The following is a 20,664-nucleotide window of genomic DNA, read 5'->3' on the forward strand; positions in this document are numbered from 1 at the left end:
ATGATATTTTAAAATATTTTCTAATCAATGAGATATAATTATCATAAGTTCTTGATGATGCTTTGCTTGTTGTTGGAGGAACATCAAACAGCTTAGCAAGTGTATTAATAATAAAACGGAGTATTTTGGTTAGGTCATCAATAAATTGATTCCCTTGGTAACATTGAAATAACAAAGCAAATGGATCTGTTCAATATCTATGATAGAGATGGTTCTCTAACAACCGTTACTTTTACGCGACATATAGCATCAGTGTTTAAAAAAATTACGAATAAGGAGTGTAAAAATAAATGGGCTGCTCGACATGCTCTTCACATAAAGAGCCAATGCCAAAGCTGTGGCATAATCCCAAAGTCATTACAGCAACTATAGCTGGTTTATTATTAACTATTGGTTTTGTAGGCTCATATTTGACATTACCAAAAATTATCGCTAACGGGTTTTACGTAGGCGCAGTTTTAATTGGCGGATATTATTTCGCTCGCGAAGCAATAGACGAATTTATCAAAGAATATGAAATCGGTATTGAATTCTTGATGTCTCTTGCTGCCATTGTTGCTGGTATCATGGGACAATGGGCGGAAGCAGCAACATTGGTATTTTTGTATTCTATTTCTGAAGCTGCTGAAGGTTATTCTGGTGAAAGAGCGCGGCATGCTATCCGAGCATTGATGGATCTTGCCCCAAAAACAGCATTAATCCGGCGAAATAATACTGAATTTCGAATACCCATAGAAGAAATTCACATTGGAGATGAATTCATTGTTCTTCCTGGTGAAAGTCTTGCTACAGATGGAGAAGTCATTTCAGGACATTCTAGTGTTAATCAAGCACCTATTACGGGTGAGTCAATTCCAGTAGAAAAAACTATAGGGAGTAAAGTTTTTTCTGCAACTATAAACGGTGAAGGAACTCTTACTGTTCGTGCAACCAAAAAATTTGCTGATAATACATTATCTCGTATCATATTTCTTGTCGAAAAAGCACAAGACAAAAAGGGGCGTAGTCAACGTTTTATAGAACGTTTTGGTAACCTATATAGTCCATTTGTCCTTTTGGTGGGAATACTCATAGCTACTTTACCACCTCTATTTGGGCAACCTTGGCAAGAGTGGGTGATTCGTGCCACAGTATTTATTGTTGCTGCAGCACCATGTGCCCTAGTGATTTCTATACCCATTACACTTGTAGCTGCTCTTGGCACAGCAAGTCGAAATGGAATATTACTAAAAGGTGGCTTATATTTGGAGCAACTAGTGAAGATAAAGGTTATTGCACTAGATAAAACAGGAACATTAACACAAGGTAAACCGAAGGTTACTGATATCATTCCATTGAATAACCATACTCGGAACCAAATTTTAAATGCAGCAGCAACTCTTGAATCGCGTTCCCAGCATCCCATGGCCCAAGCCATTTTGCAACAAGCCAATGAAGAAAATATTCAATATAATCCTGTTGAACAGTTTAAGTCATTAACTGGTTCAGGTGTACTTGGTTTTATCAATGGGGAAAAATTCTACATAGGCAATCCAAAATTATTTATTGATATGGGCCTATTGATAGAAACATTAACACAGGAAATAAATAAATTACAGGCCGCTGGAAAGACAGTCGTATTATTAGGAACTGATAAGGAAATCCTCGGTTTAATTGCAATTGCTGATCCTCTAAGACCAACAGCCAGGCAGATGGTGTCTAACTTAAAATCGATGGGTATTGAACGTGTGGTTATGCTCACAGGAGATAATTTGATAACTGCCTCTTCAATTGGTGAACAGGCGGGTGTTGATGAAGTATTTTCTGATTTATCACCAGAAGATAAGACACGAAAAATTGAAGAGTTAGAAAGACGTTATGGTAAGGTAATGATGGTTGGTGATGGAGTAAATGATGCTCCAGCACTCGCAGCAGCTCATGTAGGAGTTGCTATGGGAGCTGTCGGAACCGATGTTGCATTAGAAACTGCGGATGTAGCCTTAATGGGTGATAATTTATTAAAATTACCTTATCTTATCGCATTTAGTCGTCGAACCTGGAATATAATTTTACAAAACTTGGGACTTTCTATAATTGTAATTAGCTCTCTTGTTGTCGGTGCAATAACAGGTTATTTCACGTTGCCGATAGCAGTTTTAGCTCATGAAATCAGTGAGCTTATTGTTATTGCAAGTGGTCTTCGTATGTTAAAGTCTTAGCCTTAGATGAGTAATTATAATGCGTTTAATACTCTCTCAAGTCGCTTCCTGACTTCACTAGCGATATGATTAATTTCAGGATTGCTGACCAATTCTAATACCGCTTTCGGATCCATGAATTCAATATACACTATGCCTGTATTATCTTGGCGTACAACCACATTACAGGGTAGAAGCAAACCAATAGATGGTTCTTTTTCTAAAGCATGATGAGCAAATTGGGGATTGCATGCGCCAAGAATTTGATAGGGAGGCATATCCTGATTTAACTTTTTTTTCAGGGTTGCTGACACATCAATATTTGTAAGAACTCCAAATCCCTCTTTTTGTAGTTCTTCAGTAACCTTTTTAATCGCATCATCAAATGAATACAATGTCTTTTTTCCAAATCCATATTTAATATTATTCATTTTTCTTCCTAATTATTTTGATAGATAACTACTTACTTCGTAATCGTTTTGCCCACCAAAGAAGAGCTAGAGTAATCAGGGCATTGATAACAATTGACCAAGTATTTAAAGTGGGAGTCAGAATTATAAATTTAAGGTCTAACGGAACTAAAAATGCAAAAAAGACGTGTGCCATCGTATGAAAAAATTCAAATCCCGCAAAAAATAGAACGATATCTCTAAGCATAAAATTTTTCCTTTCGATTAGTCTCCATTTATTTGTTAATTATAGAGTACTTTTCTGTATATGTATTATTGAAAAATAGACGTTGATTATCGATTTTTTTAAAATACATTTTAGTTTTTTCTTAGTAGGTGCTCTTGATTGGAGTGGAATTACTACTCCGCTGTTTAATAAAACTTTATTTATAAAAATGCTAAAAACATATGCGTCTTCTGGAATAACAATAAATCAGGATCATTTGGAAGCCGCTTTTTATGGTGTTCTTGGCAATTGGATCAATTGGCTAGTATATAATATAAACCGTTCTTTTAGTTCTGATAAAGAGCAGCAGGACATTGGTATTGAGCAGGTGCTTCAGGTTTTACCTACTATTATTCAAGTCAAGGCGAGTATTCCAGAATTAACTCAATTAGTAACACATGAATTAGGAATAACCTTTTAACTTTCGCCAACTTTGATTACCATACCGCACGAAAGTAACTTAAGTTTCAAGGAATGCTTCATGACGAACATCAACAATAATAAAGCTGCATTAGTGACCGGAGCCAGCCATGGAATTGGTCTTGAACTCGCTAAAATTCTTTTAGATGATGGCTGGGTTGTCTATGGAACAGGAAGGGATGTGAGCAGCTTAGAGGATACTAAAGCGCTATTTCCTTGTTTTGTTCCCATTTAATCGAATTTTACTCACAATAGTGATATCGAACAGGCTGCTAAAATTATTAATGAATCTGGAATACCGCTTCATCTTTTAGTTCAAAATGCAGGAATGAAAAGTCCTCCACGTCCGTTGACCGAATACGATTGTGACAGTATTGACGAAGTTTTTCAGGTTAATTTATTAGCTCCAATGAAACTTACGGCACTACTTGCCGCGCAGATGCCTGAGAAGTCTCGGATTTTATTTGTTACATCAAGAGCTGCCACTCTGAAACTTAAAGAAAGTTCAACATACTGTGCCAGTAAAGCGGGTTTGGATGAAGTAACTGCTATTGTGAGAAAAGAGTTAGCAGAGAAAAATATTGGTGTGTCTTGTGTTATTCCAGGAGAAGTGGATACAAGAATTCAAAAAATTTTAAGAGAAACGATTTCATTTCATTTACATAAAATGTTTGATGAGGCTTATCAGTCCGGTCAATTAATAAGTCCGGAAACTTGCGCGGTATTCCTTAAATGGTTTCTTTGCGACTTATCTTTTGATGAATTTAAGCAAAGCAATATGCCCGTTTCCATCTATGAAGAGTGGCATCATCCATTCTGGCTTAGAGATAGGAATCAGCTACCTCCTTTTCCTTTCTAATTTATTTATGAACTTTTATGATTAGTTCCAATAAAAATTCAACTTTGGAGAACAGATGCTTCGTTTATTCTGTTCTTTTTTCAAGGCATATTCTCTTATGGGGGATATGCTCCCCACTCTTTCTACAATTACTTCCTAAAATAGATCCGATCATGCCCTTCTAAGTAATTTTTAATTGTCCCTAAAGAATTAGGTGCAGAGTACTAGGATCCCATGTTCGGAGGAGGGCAAATTGTTATCAAAGTATTTCTTATCACCCGTGTGGGAAAGGATTGAGCAAGCTATCTGTTTACTGTGACTCCGAAGGGGACGAACAGAGTTTTTCCATTAATTTGTACTTGGGCAAACAGTTTAATAAAGCCAGCTTTATTAGGTTCCACATGAAATTGCAATTCAGGCCCTCCTCTCTCAGAAGTTTTTATTGGTTCTTTGCCCATGGGATGGACATGGATTACCGTTTTAAAATCTTCATTAAAACCAACAATATGAGCATAAGCTCCCATAATCGGCTCTAAGGTATGAACTGATTTTCCTTTAGCATCAGTAATATCAATTTTCCCCATGGCTGGTTTACCCGCATGTAATGGTGTTTTATCAAAAGACAATTTGAAAGTGTAACCATCGACAGTACTTTCAGAGAATGGGTGCCGGTCCATATGATTTTCTGTTTTTTTCATGGTTTTTGTCAATGGAAAATCAGCAATTACGTATTCTTGAGTTTTGGTATTGGTTGGTAATAAATCGGCCCATGCCCGATAGGAGGCTTTTTCAAAAGTTGGTTGCCATTCAAATTGATAGACACCAGGGGTAGCTGTTTCGACTGGATGGACATGGCTGTAGTCTGTGAGACTGTCATCAATAATCAACAAATGAATCTTTTGTGTATGCGCTTCAATCAAGTCGTTGGAGGTGACTGGTTTATTGTTTTTCATGTCTATTAGCTTGATTAATATCAGTTTCTGGTTCTTTTTATCAATTATCTCTTGAATGGATAATCGTATGGTAGAGTTATTCGATGATTTCAAAATCTGGGTGGCATGATTTTTCACAGAATGATAATGGGCATTGGATGCTGTAGCGATAGAATGATATAAATTGATTAATAATAAGCTCATTAAGAGGGTGGCCAATTTTATCACGATACTCCGGTCTCCAAGACAATCCAATGGTTATGAGATATTTTTCTTATAGTCCTTGTAGGTTGACTATACACCTCAATCAGTTAATAGAATGATATCATGGATTGCTAAATAGCATAGGGATTATTTAATTGCTTAGACGAGTTTGCATTATGAATATTTGATTAGTAGACTTATTTTGGGTCACCATTGTGGGATTTTTCATTGATTTGGAAGCCTTCATGAGTGCTATAAAAAAATTAGTAGATTTGATTAAGGACAGTAGTGAAGGGGAAAGAGAAAACGGTAAGTTATTTATCAAAAAAATGAGGATGATGAATAACGTAATCTTACCGAGCTGTTGGATTGGGAGAACGAGGTTGATGTCGTATGTTCCATCAATTAGTAGAGATGCTTTCACAAACTAAGTCTTTGAATTAACGTAAGACGCAAAAGACGTTGTCAAAAGCATAGCGCTACTTTGTCTTTTATCAGAAAAGAGCCTATATTGTAATTATTTCCTTTTAAAATCAAAGAGCGAGAACATCATGAAACAAAGTCATTGGATGGTTTTGGCATGTTGCTTGATACTTACTGCTTGTATGAATAGTGGCACTACCGGTAAAAATACTGAAAGTCTGGAAGAGCATGTCGCTCAAGGCCATGTAGGGCATGGTGGCGGTGGTCGCTAACACTAAAATCTTTTTATTGGATTTCAAAGAGTAAAGAGTAAATATGAAAGATGCCGATTTTTTGTAATAAGAGCGCTTAGATACTAAAAAATGGGGTAAAATGGTGCTCACCGACTAATGGGTGAGTGAATGCAAAGGATGGCTGTTATGGCAGAACAGTGGCACGAACAAGCACCTGCAGATATGGCATTGTTGTTTGAAACTGACTTATCTTTAGGACTATCTGAGAAAGAAGCAGAACAGCGGTTAAAAGAAGTGGGACTCAACCTGCTGAGTCAAACAGAAAAAAACGTCTCCTTTCCTCATTTTTTTGCAGCAATTTGCGAGCGTGGTTACCTGGGTACTTTTAGGTGCTGTCATCGTTTCTTTTTTATTAGATGAAAAAGCCGACGCTATTGCCATTTTTGCTATTGTAATTTTAAATGCCATTATTGGATTCGTTTTAGAATATCGCGCCGATCGAGCGATGCTTGCTTTGCAACAAATGGCGGCCCCTAAAGCCACAGTATTGCGAGATGGCCACGCGAGGATGATTGCTGCTTCTGATATCGTACCAGGTGATGTTCTTCTTTTTGAAAGCGGTGATTTAATCGCTGCCGATGCTCGCCTTTTTGAATTATCAGCGCTTAAGGTTAATGAAGCGCCGCTCACGGGTGAGTCCATACCTGTTGCTAAAAATCTAGAGGTTTGCTCTAAAGAAACGCCTCTAGCCGACCGTAAAAACATGGTGTTTATGGGCACCTCTATAGCCGATGGCACAGGTCGCGCGCTTGTCGTGGCGACTGGTATGCAAACGGAAATGGGGCACATTGCCAAAATGCTGGGTGAAGCGTCTCGTGATGAAACCCCTTTACAGAAAAAACTCAATCAAGTGGGTTCTCGTCTATTGTGGCTTTGCTTTTTCATTATCATTGCCATTTTTGGCTTAGGTCTCTTACGTAACATCCCTATCTTCAGTTTGTTCATGAGTTCAGTCAGTCTTGCAGTGGCTGCAATTCCTGAAGGCTTGCCTGCCGTAGTAACGGTGGCTTTAGCACTCGGCGTGCAACGTATGGTACGGCGTGCCGTACTGGTAAGGCGATTATCGGCGGTTGAAACACTCGGCTGTTTACAAGTCATTTGCACGGATAAAACAGGAACGTTGACGGTAGGGGAAATGACGGCGCGTAAGCTTGTGACAGCAAGTGATGTTTATAGCATTCATGGGGAAGGCTATAACCTCTCGGGAGGGTTTGCTCTTCAAGGTCAAGAAATTAATGTGTCAGAAGACCCGTTGTTGCAAGCTACTTTGCAAGCGATGGTGGCTTGCAATAACGCGAGTTTTGAGAGCCAAGATGGACAGGTAGCTACTGTGGGAGACCCAACTGAAGTGGCACTTTTGGTTGCTGCTGCCAAAGGAGGCCTTTGGCAAGGGGAACTACAGGCCTCTTATCCTCGTATCAAAGAGTTACCCTTTAGCTCCGAACGCAAACGCATGTCGGTCGTGTGTCGACAAGACCATGAACACATCGCTTTTGTGAAGGGGGCACCAGAAATTATCTTGGAGCGCTGCACCCATATTTTGACCAAAACAGGTATTAAAAAATTAACACCGAATGATAAGGCGCGCATGAAACAATCCTGTGAACTCATGGCCAGCGAAGCATTGCGACTGTTAGCTTTTGCGAAGCGCCAATTAGAGCCTGCAGCTTTAGAAAAAGAAGAGAAAGAGCTTGAAAATAACCTGGTTTTCTTAGGTCTTATTGGTCTTCAGGACCCACCTCATGCAAGTAGCAAGGAATCCATCAGTCGCTGTAAAAAAGCCGGCATCAAACCGGTGATGATTACAGGAGACCATCCTGATACGGCAAGAGCCATTGCCAAAGAGCTTGGTATTTTGGAGGCAGGTGACCGATTGCTCACTGGCAATGAACTTGAAAATATGCCAGAGGAGGAATTTAACCATTGCGTTAAGGACATTGCCGTCTATGCTCGTGTGACCGCGGAGCATAAATTAAAAATCGTACGGGCCTGGAAAAGACAGCAAATGGTGGTGGCGATGACAGGCGATGGGGTGAATGATGCGCCTGCTTTAAAAGAAGCATCTGTTGGGATTGCCATGGGAAAAACTGGTACTGCGGTCACCAAGGAAGCCTCTGACATCATTGTCATGGACAATAATTTCACCTCGATTGTGGCGGGCATTGAAGAAGGCCGGACTATTTACGATAACATTGCCAAAACGCTTGCCTATTTATTAGCAGGCAATAGTGGGGAGTTACTGGTTGTGTTTGTAGCCCTTTTAATTGGTTGGCCTCTGCCGTTACTTCCTATCCAATTATTATGGATTAACTTAGTAACCGATGGTTTGCCGGCCATTGGCTTAGCTACCGATATGTCAGAGCCAGGGATTTTGAATCGTCCACCCAGAGCCACGCAAAAATCCATGATGGATATGGCGTTTTTCAAACGAGTAACCTTTGTGGGTTGTTTAAAGGCTTTAGTAATCCTTAGTGTGTTTGCTTATGAATATTTAATCGATAAGGATTTAATTCAAGCCCAAGATGCGGCCTTTTCTGTTTTAGTAACCGCCGAGCTTTTATGGGCCTTTGGAGCGCGAAGCGACACCAAGAACATTTGGCAAGTAGGATTGTTCTCCAATTTAAGACTCTTTTTTATTGTGAGCATCAGTTTTTCCCTGCAGGTCTTAATTCACCATATCCCGGTATTGCGCGAATTATTTGGGATACAACCGGTCTCATTCACCCAATGCCTGGTTTGGATTCTATTGGGCATGGTGCCTTTGCTCATCATAGAAGCTCAGAAACGGCTAAGGAAGGCACCCAATGAAGCATTTTAGTGTGAAACAAATCACTTACACTATTTTCTTAGGTTTCTGTTGTTTTACAGGGCCAATATCTTATGCCAAGACACCGCTTGCTTTATCGCAGCTAATTAAGGAGGCCACGCAAAACAATCCTCAGATTCGTGCGGCACGCGACCGACTGCTGGCCGCAATCCATGTGATTCCACAAGCGCGTGCCTTACCTGATCCGAAGCTTAATGCAGGGTATATCAACATGTCTGAGAATATCCCTATGGATGTGGATCCAAGACGCGAGCAAATGTTGGGTGGCCAACAAGAAATTCCTTTTCCTGGCAAACTTATTGTGCGAGGAAGGATAGCAACGCTCGAGGCCAAAAGAGCGGAAGCAGAATATCAAGCCACTAGTTTCGCCGTCATTGCTGAATTAAAACGGCTTTATTACGACCTTTATTTTGTCAATAAGTCCATCGAGATTGTTCAAAGAAACCAGGAACTTCTTCATGAAATGGAAAAGAGTTCCGAAGCCAATTACAGTGTAGGGAAAACACCCCAACAAGATATTTATCGTGCCCAAACTGAGATTTCTCGTCTACTGATGCGTTTAGTCATCTTAAAGCAACAACGGGGATCCCTGCAGGCGGATATCAATCGCCTTTTAAATCGTTCCTTAGAAATTACAATCCATACACCAGCAGTGCTCCCTGTAACGCCAATGGGTCATAATTTAGAGTATTTTTATACGCTCGTTAAGAGCCGAGCACCGCAATTAATCATGCAGCAACGTGCTGTTCAAAAAGGACGACAAGCCATCCGCTTAAGTAAAATGGAGTATTTCCCTGATGTGGAAATCGAAGGGGGACAGCTTCATGATACGGGAATGCACACCAAAGGCTACCAAGTATTGTTAAAAGCAACCGTGCCTCTTTATTTTATGCAAAAGCAAAATCATGCCGTGCGCGAATCACTTGCGCGGTATAATGCGGATATTGAGGATTTGCAGACCACCTATCGCATGCTTTCTTTTCAAGTGAAAAATGCTTATTTGTTGGCAGAGCGCTCTGCAAAACTCATTCATCTGATTCAACATACCATCATTCCACAAGCCAGCTTAACATTTACTTCATCGCAAGCCACCTACGGCGTGGGCAAAGTGGATTTCTTAACGATGCTGAATAATTTATTGACGCTGCAAGAAAATGAATTGGAATGGCACGGTGAACTCGCTGAACATGAGAAAGCGATAGCACAAATCGAAGAAAGCACAGGGACGTTCTTATGAATTTTAAGAGAATAATCAAGGGTGTGGTTATTTTGAGTTTACTTTCGTTGTTGCAGGTAACTCAGGCGCAACAGGCCATGGATAATCATGGCAAGATGGACATGAAACAGTCCACTCAAGGAAATGAGATTGTGATTGATCCGGCTCGTTTACAAGCCATTGGCATTACGTCAGAGCCGGTGCGTCGCCAAGTGGTTGAAAAGATAATCCGTACTGTGGGGCGTGTTGAAGCCGATGAGCGGCTCGTTGCCCATATTCATGTACGCTTTGATGGGTGGATTGAAAACTTATTCATTAATTTTACCGGAGAAAAAGTCAAAGCAGACCAAGCTCTTTTTACCGTTTACAGTCCTGAATTGGTCGCCACTCAGCAAGAATATTTGCTCGCCCTTAATGCCCAAAAAATATTAAGCAAAAATACGACATCGAGTGCGGCTCGTGGTGCGAAGTCTGCTTTTCAAGCAGCTCACCAAAGATTGTTGCTGTGGGGGATATCCGAAAAAGACATTGAGCAATTAAGACGTACGGGCAAAATCACCCGGACGATGACGATTCATTCCCCCATCCAAGGTACGGTTCTTAAAAAAATGGCGCTGGTGGGCATGCGCATTGAGCCAGGAGATGAACTCTATACCATTGCTGATTTATCACGCTTGTGGGTTTTAGGGGACATTTACGAATATGAGCTTCCTTATATTCGTCTTGGTCAAATGGCTGATTTGACCCTTACCTACTTGCCCAATGAATTATTTAAGGCCAAGCTTGATTTTATCTACCCTACGATTGACATGAAAACACGTACCGCCAAGGTTCGCTTTGAAGTGGACAACCAGAAGGAGCAATTAAAACCGGGTATGTATGTGAATCTGGAACTCAAAATTCCCTTAGGAAAACGACTTGTAGTTCCTAAAAATGCTGTTCTACTCACAGGTGAGCGCGCAGTGGTGTTTATTTACCATGGCAATGGCAAAATTGAATGGCGGGATGTGACCTTAGGAGTTAGGGCCGGTGATTTGCTTGAGATAGTCAAAGGGGTTAAAGAGGGCGATCAAATTATTACGTCTGCCAATTTCCTCATTGACTCAGAGAGCCAGTTGAAAGCGGCCATGGGAGGCATGCAACATCAATAGATTTTCTTTCTGAATCGCTATAATGGGAAAGAAGCTCTAATAAAGAGGCGTGATTTGGCCTTGAAATAAAGGGATTTTATGGTCGAACGGATTATTGAATTTTGTGCACGCAACCGGTTTATTGTGTTGCTTTTTGTACTTGGGTTTTCTTTCATGGGCTATATGGCCTTGAAAAATACCCGTATGGACGCGCTGCCTGATATTTCAGACACGCAGGTCATTGTGTATACGACCTGGATGGGGCGCTCGCCCGATCTGATGGAAGATCAAGTCACTTATCCTATTGTCACTGCGCTTTTATCAGCACCAAAGGTTGTTGCTGTGCGGGGATTTTCTGACTTTGGCTTTTCTTATGTCTACATCATTTTTGAGGATGGTACGGATATTTATTGGGCGCGATCTCGTGTCTTGGAGTACATGAGTCAGCTGGCTGGAAAATTGCCCGAAGGGGTAACACCCCAATTAGGCCCTGATGCCACACCAGTGGGCTGGATTTATCAATACGCCTTGGTGGATGACAATGGCAAGCATAACCTGGCTGAGTTACGCACATTTCAGGATTGGTATTTACGTTATTGGTTAAGAGCGATTCCTGGGGTGTCTGAAGTAGCCAGTGTGGGAGGTTTTGTCAAGCAATACCAAGTCAATTTGGATCCAGTCAAAGTCCTTGCCTACAACCTATCGGTTCCTGAGATTGTTGAAAAAATTCGCATGAGTAATAACGACACCGGTGGTCGAGTCATTGAGTTTTCGGGCGTGGAATACATGATTCGTGGTCGCGGGTACATTAAGTCTACTGAGGATATTGAAAAAATTGCCGTGGGCACCAATGCCAATGGCACGCCGATTTTACTGCGTGATGTCGCCACAGTACAACTTGGCTCGGATATGCGCCGCGGGGTGGTCGATTTAAATGGCCAAGGCGAAGCTGTGGGCGGTATTGTCATCATGCGCTTTGGTGAAGACGTGCTGCAAGTGATTGGTCGCATCAAGGATAAATTGAAAGAATTGGCTTCGGCCATCCCGGAAGGGATAAAAATGGTTCCTGTGTATGACCGAAGTAACTTAATCCAAGAAGCGATTTCCACGGCCAATTGGAACTTGATTGAAGAGCTCGTCGTGGTTGGGTTACTCATTATTGTGTTTTTAGGACATTTTCGTTCCGCACTCATTCCTATTATTACTTTGCCGCTGGCGATTTTGATTTCGTTTATTCCCATTTATTTCTTACATGTTGGACTGAACATCATGTCCATCGGCGGCATTATTGTCGCCGTTGGTGATATGGTCGATGCGGCCATCATCATGGTCGACAATGCCCATAAACGCATAGCGGATTGGGAAGCAAAAGGAAGCCCAGGCGATCGCACCCAGGTGTTAATCGATTCGGCGAAAGAGGTGGGGCCTGCGATTTTCTCATCCCTTTTAGTGATTGCCATCTCCTTCATGCCCGTTTTTACCTTGGAAGCCCAAGAAGGGCGGCTGTTTTCGCCCTTGGCTTATACCAAAAACTTGGCCATTTTCATGAGCGCTTTACTCGCTATCACCTTAATTCCTGTGTTATTGCCTCTTTTGGTACGTGGTCGAATCATTCCTGAACAAAAACATCCGATTACGCGGTGGATGCAAGCCATGTACGCGCCCGTGTTGAGGCTTGCTTTGAGATATCGCCAATTTGTGGTGGGAATTGCCATTGTATTGGCTCTTGCCACCATTCCTCTTTATAAACTCATTGGCTCTGAATTCATGCCCCCTCTTTATGAAGGGACGATTTTGTATATGCCGGTTACTTTACCAGGTATTTCAGTCACTCAGGCGACCGCTTTACTTCAAGAAATGGATAAAAAATTAAAAGCATTTCCTGAAGTGGCGCACGTTTTTGGCAAAACGGGAAGAGCCGAAACGTCCACCGACCCTTCTCCATTTAATATGATGGAAGTGATTGTGGAGTTAAAGCCTAAAGAATTTTGGCGCAAAGGAATGACTTATGAAAGCCTGGTTGCCGAAATGGATAAAGCGTTGCAATTTCCTGGTGTAAGTAATGCCTGGACCATGCCCATTAAAGCACGCAATGACATGCTCACCACAGGAATCCGAACAGCGGTAGGGATTAAAATTTTTGGTCCTGACATTAAAAAGATTGAAGCTATTGGCAAAGAAATTGAAATGGAGGCCAAAGAAGTGAAGGGCACCAGTACGGTCTATGCGGAGCGGGTGGCTGGAGGCTACTTCCTTGATTTTCAAATTAATCGGGACCAGTTGGCTCGCTATGGTTTAACCATTATGGACGTTAATCGCATTATTGAATCGGCCGTGGGTGGTGAAAACATTGCCACCACGATTGAGGGGCGTGAACGCTACCCAGTGAATGTGCGTTATTTGCGAGAATTGCGCGACGACCCCGACAAACTCAATCGTATTTTAGTCAAAACACCCAGTGGTGCAGAGGTACCCGTTGCGCAATTGGTGACTTTAACCTTTCGTTCAGGACCTGCTATGGTTCGCGATGAGAATGGCATGTTAGCAGGTTATGTGTTCATTGACATCAGTGGCCGGGACATTGGCGGCTATGTAGAGGAATTAAAACAAGTGGTCAACGCTAAAGTGAAATTGCCTCCTGGCTATACGCTTGCTTGGTCGGGCCAATACGAGTTTATGCAACGGGTCTATGAGCGACTTAAAATTTTTGTGCCACTGACCTTGGCCATCATTTTTGTCTTATTTTACTTTACTTTCCGCACCATTACCGAGACCTTGATGGTGATGCTTGGCGTTCCTTTTGCTTTATTTGGCGGCTTTTTATTGCTGTATTTATTAGGTTACAACATGAGTATTGCCGTTTGGGTGGGGATGATCGCACTCGCCGGTGTTGCTGCTGAAACCAGTGCCGTGATGCTCGCTTATCTTGATTCCGATTACAATGAACAAAAAGAAAAAGGGTTGCTCAAAACATTGCCCGATTTAATTCAGCTGGTACAACTTTGTGCGGTCTCCCGCATTCGTCCCATGGCCATGGCGGGTCTTGCTAACATCATTGGCCTATTACCGGTGATGTGGGCTACAGGCATTGGGGCTGATGTGATGAAGCGTCTTGCAGCACCCATGGTCGGTGGGGTTTTTTCTGCCCTTTTATTGACCTTAATTGTGATTCCTGTGGTTTATGTGATGTGGCGGGGCCAAATGGATTTGAAAAAAACAGCAGACTTAACGGAGGCAAGATGAAATTAACTTTTTTAGGAGCAACTGAGACGGTTACTGGTTCTAAATATCTTTTGACCATTGGTTCTAAAAAAATCCTGATTGATTGCGGTCTTTTTCAAGGCTACAAAGAATTACGATTACGTAACTGGGCTCCCTTGCCAATTGATCCCCATGATATTGATGCGGTGATTATCACTCATGCGCATATTGACCATTCAGGCTATCTTCCCTTGCTCGTCAAAAACGGATTCCAAGGCAAAATTTATACAACACCGGGTACCAAAGCACTGTGTTCCATTTTGTTACCCGACAGTGGTCATCTGCAGGAAGAAGAAGCCCGCTTGGCCAATAAATATGGTTTTTCAAAACATAAGCCTGCTCTCCCTCTTTATACTGAAAAAGAAGCTCAGACGGCATTAAATTATTTTGAAACGATCGATTTTGATACTCCGCATCAATTGTTTCACGATTTCAGTTTTGAGTATCATCGTGCTGGTCACATTGTGGGTGCGGCCATGGTCAAAATAAAAACCCAAAAGGGTTCCATTGTGTTTACTGGAGACATTGGCCGTCCTTATGATCCCGTTATGAAAGCCCCTGCCTTCATTCAAGAAACGGATTATCTGGTGATGGAGTCCACCTATGGTGACCGATTGCATGATGCCACAGATCCTTTGCCTCAAATGGCTCAGGTGATTAATCAAACCGTTAAACGAGGGGGCTCGGTCATTATTCCTGCTTTTGCAGTAGGACGTGCTCAAAGTCTTCTTTATTTTATTTACGAATTGAAACGACAAGGGGCTATACCCAAAAACATTCCGGTTTTTTTAGATAGCCCTATGGCCATTGACGCGACTCATTTGCTCTGCACCTATAAAGAAGACCATCATTTAACGGCAGAGCAATGTCAGGGATTATGCCGTATCGCTACTTATGTGAATACACCTGAGGAATCCAAGGAGATTGACCGCCATCACATGCCGCAAATCATCATAGCGGCTAGTGGCATGGCGCAAGGAGGTCGCATTCTCCATCATTTGAAAGTGTTTGCGCCCGATCCCAAAAGCACTTTGTTATTTACTGGCTTTCAGGCGGGTGGCACTCGTGGTGCTCGAATTGTGAATGGGGAGAGACAAGTCAAAATTCATGGGAGTCTTATTCCGATACGAGCCCAGGTGGTAGTTATGAGCAGTACGTCGGCTCATGCGGATTATCAAGAACTGTTAGGATGGCTTAAGCACTTTGCTAGGCCGCCTAAAAAAGTCTTTATTACTCATGGTGAACCCCACTCTGCTCAATCATTAAAAGAAAAGATTGAAAAGCAATTCGGTTTTTCTTGCACGATTCCTTCTTATCTGCAAACGGAGGATTTGTTGTGAGTAAGAAAACCCCTCATGGGCTTCGTTTAAAGCATTTAGGGATTAAAACCTATCATGAAGCCATTATTTACATGCGCGAGGATTGCCATGTCTGTCACTCGGAAGGATTTGAAGTACAGACCCGTATCCAAGTGACTTTAGGTAGCCGCTCCATTATAGCCACCCTCAATGTGGTGACCTCAGAGCTACTTCAGCCTGGTGAGGCTGGTTTGTCGGATTACGCCTGGGAGTCTTTACATGCCAAAGAAGGTGATGAAATTCAGGTCTCTCATCCAAAACCCTTGGAATCCTTAAGCTATGTGCATGCCAAGATTTATGGCAATGAACTGTCTTTTGAGCAAATGAAAGTGATTATTGATGATGTGTTAAGCGGTCGACTTTCTGATGTACAAATTTCCGCTTTTCTAGCGGCAAGTGGCGCAGGACGTCTAACCCGTACGGAAGTGATGAAGCTCACCAAAGCTATGATTGATAGTGGCGATCGTTTATCTTGGCCTTCGCCTCTGGTCGTTGATAAACATTGCGTGGGGGGATTACCGGGAAATCGCACGACTCTGATTGTAGTTCCCATTGTGGCTTCATTTGGATTGATGATTCCAAAAACATCATCGCGTGCTATTACATCCCCTGCGGGAACTGCAGATACCATGGAGACTTTAGCTCCAGTCCACTTAAGTCCCCAAAAGATGCGCCAAGTGGTTGAACAAGAAAATGGCTGTATTGTCTGGGGTGGGGCTGTGAGTTTAAGTCCTGCTGATGACGTGCTTATTCGTGTGGAACGAGCCATAGATTTAGATAGTGAAGGGCAATTAGTGGCTTCCATTCTTTCTAAAAAAATTGCAACAGGGGCCACACACGCGGTTATTGATATCCCCGTAGGACCTACTGCCAAAGTCAGGAATCAGTCTATGGCGCTCCTTCTGAAACAATCACTTGAGGAGGTAGGTAACGAGTTAGGGCTTGTTGTCCGTGCGTTATTTACGGATGGGTCGCAGCCGGTAGGCCATGGCATTGGTCCATCGTTAGAAGCTCGCGATGTATTGGCAGTATTACAAGGGTTGCCTGATGCGCCCAATGATTTGCGTGAACGAGCGTTGACGCTTGCAGGTGCTGCGTTAGAGTGTTCTTCGAAAGTACCACCGGGTTTAGGTAAATCCATTGCGACGCAATTATTGGAGAGTGGGCAAGCGTTTAAGAAATTTCAGGCCATTTGTGAGGCTCAGGGTGGGATGAGGGAATTGACCAAGGCACGTTTTACTTATCCTGTTGTGGCTGCAAAGGAAGGAAAAGTCTCCCTCATTGACAATCGAAAGCTTGCAAAAATAGCTAAGCTTGCTGGTGCGCCAAAATCGAAATCGGCGGGTATTGACCTCCATGCCCATGTCGGCGAATCCGTTGAACAAGGCGAGCCTTTGTTTACAATTCATTCGGAGTCTTTAGGGGAGCTCCATTACGCCTGTGATTTACTTCGCGATAAACAAGACATCATTATTTTAGGAGAAAACCCTTGAAGCCCTTGTTATTTTCATTATTTGATTCTTCAGAAATCGCTGGGCGATTACAAGAAAGCCTGCAAGTGGAGGTGGGGGATGTGACTTTTCATCGCTTTCCAGATACGGAGTGGTACTTAAAAATCAATTCAGAGGTTAATAATCGCAGTCTTATGGTAGTGGACAGTTTAAACCAGCCGGATGAAAAAATACTGCCTTTGTTGTTTTTTGCCAAAACGGCTAAAGAGTTAGGGGCTCGAAAAGTTGGATTGATTGCTCCTTATCTTTCCTACCTACGGCAAGATAAACGTTTTCACGAAGGAGAAGGAATTACTTCACGTTATTTTGCGGACATTTTATCCACTTCATTCGATTGGCTCATGACCATTGATCCGCACTTGCACCGCTATCACTCTTTAGATGAAATCTACTCAATTCCCACTTTTGTTTTGCATGCCACATCGATGATTGCCACATGGATTAAACATCATGTTCCTAAGCCAATTCTTATTGGTCCTGATATGGAAAGTGAACAGTGGGTTGCCGATATTGCAGAGAAAGGTTCTTTTTCTTATGCGATTTTGGAAAAGATTCGACGTGGTGATAAAGAGGTGACTATTTCAGTACCCACTATTCCTGAGCTCGAATCCTCGACACTCGTGCTCGTCGATGACATCATTTCCACCGCCAGAACCATGGTAGAGACGGTGAAGCATTTACACCAAGCAGGGGGCAAGTCCATCGTTTGTATTGGTGTGCATGCGCTGTTTGCAGAAGACGCTTATTCTTTATTATCTGAGATGAAAGGGGTGCAAGTCATCACGTGTAATACCATTCATCATATCACCAATGCGATTGATGTGAGTGATTTGGCTGTGGACGTTCTGGTCCAAAACAAACTGGCCGCTTTAAAAAGTAAGCGTAAATGAGTTGATTATTATTACAAGGAGTATCCATGTTGAAAGCCTTTAGAATGATTGCAGTGCTTATTGGGTTAATCGGAGGACCATTCTTTTTGAGTTCCTGCGATGGAGCAGTGAAGCATGGCTCCCAAGAGGTCGATAGCGGCTATGGAGGACACAGCGCGGGTGGGCATGGTGGTCATGGCGGTGCTGGGCATTAAGCCCATTCGCTGCATTGGTAAATCAAGCCAAAGCATACTCACACTTAACAGGTAGGGCAAACCATGAAACACGACCACCATCAAGGACATACCCATTCTGGTAAAGGACATGCTTGTCATCACGAACATAATTCTCCCAAGACTCAGCAAGCCTCTTCCAAAATGGAGGGGCCTATTGTTTATACGTGTCCCATGCACCCAGAAATTCGCCAATCTGCCCCTGGTCATTGTCCTCTTTGTGGTATGGCTTTAGAACCGGAAACGGTGACGGTTTCGGAGGTTGTGAGCCCTGAATATCTTGATATGAGACGTCGATTTTGGATTGCATTGATGTTAACTATACCTGTTGTGATATTGGAGATGGGTGGACATGGTTTGAAGCATTTTATTTCTGGTAATGGTTCCAGTTGGATCCAATTGCTTCTTGCCACGCCAGTGGTGTTATGGGGAGGTTGGCCTTTTTTCAAGCGCGGTTGGCAGTCTCTAAAAACAGGCCAACTCAATATGTTTACCTTGATTGCCATGGGTATTGGTGTGGCGTGGATTTACAGTATGGTGGCTGTCCTTTGGCCAGGTGTATTTCCCCATGCGTTTAGAAGTCAAGAAGGAGTAGTTGCTGTTTATTTTGAAGCGGCAGCAGTGATTACTACGCTTGTCTTGTTGGGGCAAGTGCTGGAACTAAAAGCTCGAGAACAAACGGGTAGTGCCATCCGTGCCTTGTTAAAATTGGTCCCTGAAAGTGCACACCGAATTAAGGAAGATGGCAGTGAAGAGGAGGTGTCCCTGGATAACGTTGCCGTTGGTGATTTGTTGCGTGTTCGGCCTGGTGAAAAAATACCAGTGGATGGTGAAGTGCAAGAAGGACGAAGCTTTGTCGATGAATCCATGGTGACAGGTGAGCCCATTCCAGTTGCTAAAGAGGCCAGCGCTAAAGTTATTGGTGCTACGATTAATCAGACGGGTAGCTTTGTCATGAAAGCGCTGCATGTGGGCAGTGATACCATGCTTGCACGCATTGTGCAGATGGTGAGTGATGCCCAACGAAGCCGTGCGCCGATTCAGCGACTAGCCGATACCGTCTCAGGATGGTTTGTGCCCGCTGTGATTTTGGTTGCGGTGCTGTCTTTTATTGTGTGGGCACTGTTGGGTCCGCAACCAGCGCTTAGCTATGGTTTAATCGCTGCTGTGTCAGTACTCATCATCGCTTGCCCTTGTGCGTTAGGTTTAGCAACGCCCATGTCCATTATGGTCGGTGTTGGAAAAGGAGCACAAAGCGGGGTATTGATTAAAAATGCCGAAGCGTTGGAACGAATGGAGAAGGTCAATACCCTGGTGGTCGATAAAACGGGCACGCTTACTGAAGGTCACCCTAAATTGACACGCATTGTGACCGATGATTTCGTGGAGGATAATGCTTTAGCATTAGCTGCGGCACTTGAGCATCAAAGTGAACATCCGCTGGCCAATGCTATTGTGCATGCTGCAAAAGAAAAAGGATTGTCCCTTGGATCAGTCGAAGCGTTTGAAGCGCCCACTGGAAAAGGGGTTGTAGGTCAGGTAGACGGCCATCATGTTGCTATTGGTAACGCCAGATTAATGCAAGAGCATGGAGGCGATAATGCCCCTCTTTTTGAAAAGGCTGATGAACTTCGTGGTAAAGGCGCCTCAGTCATGTTTATGGCGGTTGATGGTAAAACAGTAGCTCTCTTGGTGGTTGAAGACCCTATTAAATCGAGTACTCCAGAGACCATCCTCGAACTTCAGCAAAGTGGCATTGAAATTGTCATGCTCACCGGAGATAGCAAAAGAACAGCTGAAGCGGTAGCAGGTACACTTGGCATCAAAAAGGTAGTAGCTGAAATCATGCCTGAAGACAAGAGCCGCATCGTGAGTGAATTAAAAGACAAAGGTCTTATTGTTGCCATGGCAGGAGATGGGGTGAATGATGCCCCAGCGCTTGCCAAAGCTGATATTGGTATTGCCATGGGAACAGGCACTGATGTGGCCATCGAAAGTGCTGGTGTTACCTTGTTGCATGGAGATTTGCGTGGTATCGCCAAAGCGCGACGTTTGTCAGAAAGTACCATGAGCAACATTCGCCAAAATCTTTTCTTCGCCTTTATTTATAATGTACTGGGTGTGCCCTTGGCTGCTGGGGTTTTGTACCCTCTAACTGGCTTGCTCTTAAGTCCTATGATTGCAGCAGCAGCGATGGCGCTTTCTTCAGTGTCAGTGATTATCAATGCGCTGAGACTAAAGAGAGTGACACTATGAAAAAAAGGATGGTCAGATGAGCTTAAGATGTGATTAGTCTT

General features: G+C 42.9%; 13 protein-coding genes and 3 pseudogenes. 14 read left to right on the plus strand and 2 right to left on the minus strand.

Features of this window, described 5'->3' with window-relative positions; all coding sequences use genetic code 11:
* The first annotated feature begins 290 nt into the window (after positions 1-290).
* The gene (locus LPG_RS05025) at positions 291-2,198 is read left to right on the plus strand and encodes a heavy metal translocating P-type ATPase (RefSeq protein ID WP_010946745.1); all 1,908 of its coding nucleotides are present in this window, start codon (positions 291-293) and stop codon (positions 2,196-2,198) included.
* 14 nt (positions 2,199-2,212) lie between these two features.
* Here LPG_RS05025 and LPG_RS05030 read toward each other — a convergent pair whose 3' ends face one another.
* Entirely contained in the window at positions 2,213-2,608 is a 396-nt protein-coding gene (locus LPG_RS05030; protein ID WP_010946746.1) for a DUF302 domain-containing protein, read from the minus strand.
* Positions 2,609-2,964: 356 nt separating this feature from the next.
* Here LPG_RS05030 and LPG_RS05035 point away from each other — a divergent pair.
* The 3 genes and pseudogenes from LPG_RS05035 to LPG_RS05045 all read left to right on the plus strand — a co-directional run.
* Positions 2,965-3,273 (plus strand): annotated as a pseudogene (locus tag LPG_RS05035) (acetyltransferase); the annotation flags it as partial.
* A gap of 60 nt (positions 3,274-3,333) precedes the next feature.
* Complete coding sequence (locus tag LPG_RS15460) at positions 3,334-3,507, plus strand: SDR family NAD(P)-dependent oxidoreductase (RefSeq protein WP_010946749.1); 174 nt, start codon at positions 3,334-3,336, stop codon at positions 3,505-3,507.
* Positions 3,508-3,525: 18 nt separating this feature from the next.
* Positions 3,526-4,131, plus strand: a pseudogene (locus LPG_RS05045) (SDR family oxidoreductase); the annotation flags it as partial.
* Positions 4,132-4,412: 281 nt separating this feature from the next.
* On the opposite strand, the gene LPG_RS05050 reads toward LPG_RS05045, so the two are convergent.
* A complete protein-coding gene (locus LPG_RS05050; RefSeq protein WP_015444665.1) occupies positions 4,413-5,270 on the minus strand; it encodes a hypothetical protein in 858 nt (285 codons plus the stop codon).
* Positions 5,271-5,797: 527 nt separating this feature from the next.
* Here LPG_RS05050 and LPG_RS15220 point away from each other — a divergent pair.
* The 10 genes and pseudogenes from LPG_RS15220 (at position 5,798) to LPG_RS05090 (ending at position 20,623) form a co-directional block, all read left to right on the plus strand.
* On the plus strand, positions 5,798-5,941 hold the full coding sequence (locus tag LPG_RS15220) for a hypothetical protein (protein ID WP_015444664.1): 144 nt from the start codon (positions 5,798-5,800) through the stop codon (positions 5,939-5,941).
* Between the two features lie 147 nt (positions 5,942-6,088).
* Positions 6,089-8,780: pseudogene (locus LPG_RS05055) on the plus strand (cation-translocating P-type ATPase).
* On the plus strand, positions 8,767-10,026 hold the full coding sequence (locus LPG_RS05060) for a TolC family protein (protein WP_010946753.1): 1,260 nt from the start codon (positions 8,767-8,769) through the stop codon (positions 10,024-10,026). The pseudogene LPG_RS05055 and the gene LPG_RS05060 overlap by 14 nt, the downstream one beginning before the upstream one ends.
* A complete protein-coding gene (locus LPG_RS05065) occupies positions 10,023-11,156 on the plus strand; it encodes an efflux RND transporter periplasmic adaptor subunit (protein ID WP_010946754.1) in 1,134 nt (377 codons plus the stop codon). Before LPG_RS05060 ends, LPG_RS05065 begins: the two co-directional genes overlap by 4 nt.
* Before the next feature lie 78 nt (positions 11,157-11,234).
* Entirely contained in the window at positions 11,235-14,378 is a 3,144-nt protein-coding gene (locus tag LPG_RS05070) for an efflux RND transporter permease subunit (protein ID WP_010946755.1), read from the plus strand.
* Positions 14,375-15,736 (plus strand): MBL fold metallo-hydrolase RNA specificity domain-containing protein, encoded by a 1,362-nt coding sequence (locus tag LPG_RS05075; RefSeq protein ID WP_010946756.1) that lies wholly within the window; start codon positions 14,375-14,377, stop codon positions 15,734-15,736. The genes LPG_RS05070 and LPG_RS05075 overlap by 4 nt, the downstream gene beginning before the upstream one ends.
* Positions 15,733-17,247, plus strand: a complete 1,515-nt coding sequence (locus LPG_RS05080) for a thymidine phosphorylase family protein (protein WP_015444662.1) — start codon at positions 15,733-15,735, stop codon at positions 17,245-17,247. The genes LPG_RS05075 and LPG_RS05080 overlap by 4 nt, the downstream gene beginning before the upstream one ends.
* Complete coding sequence (locus LPG_RS05085) at positions 17,244-18,155, plus strand: ribose-phosphate pyrophosphokinase (protein WP_010946758.1); 912 nt, start codon at positions 17,244-17,246, stop codon at positions 18,153-18,155. The genes LPG_RS05080 and LPG_RS05085 overlap by 4 nt, the downstream gene beginning before the upstream one ends.
* A 26-nt stretch (positions 18,156-18,181) precedes the next feature.
* Entirely contained in the window at positions 18,182-18,349 is a 168-nt protein-coding gene (locus LPG_RS15225) for a hypothetical protein (RefSeq protein WP_015444661.1), read from the plus strand.
* A gap of 63 nt (positions 18,350-18,412) precedes the next feature.
* The gene (locus LPG_RS05090) at positions 18,413-20,623 is read left to right on the plus strand and encodes a copper-transporting P-type ATPase (RefSeq protein ID WP_010946759.1); all 2,211 of its coding nucleotides are present in this window, start codon (positions 18,413-18,415) and stop codon (positions 20,621-20,623) included.
* Positions 20,624-20,664 lie beyond the last annotated feature (41 nt).

The organism is Legionella pneumophila subsp. pneumophila str. Philadelphia 1 (assembly GCF_000008485.1).
Lineage (GTDB): Bacteria > Pseudomonadota > Gammaproteobacteria > Legionellales > Legionellaceae > Legionella > Legionella pneumophila.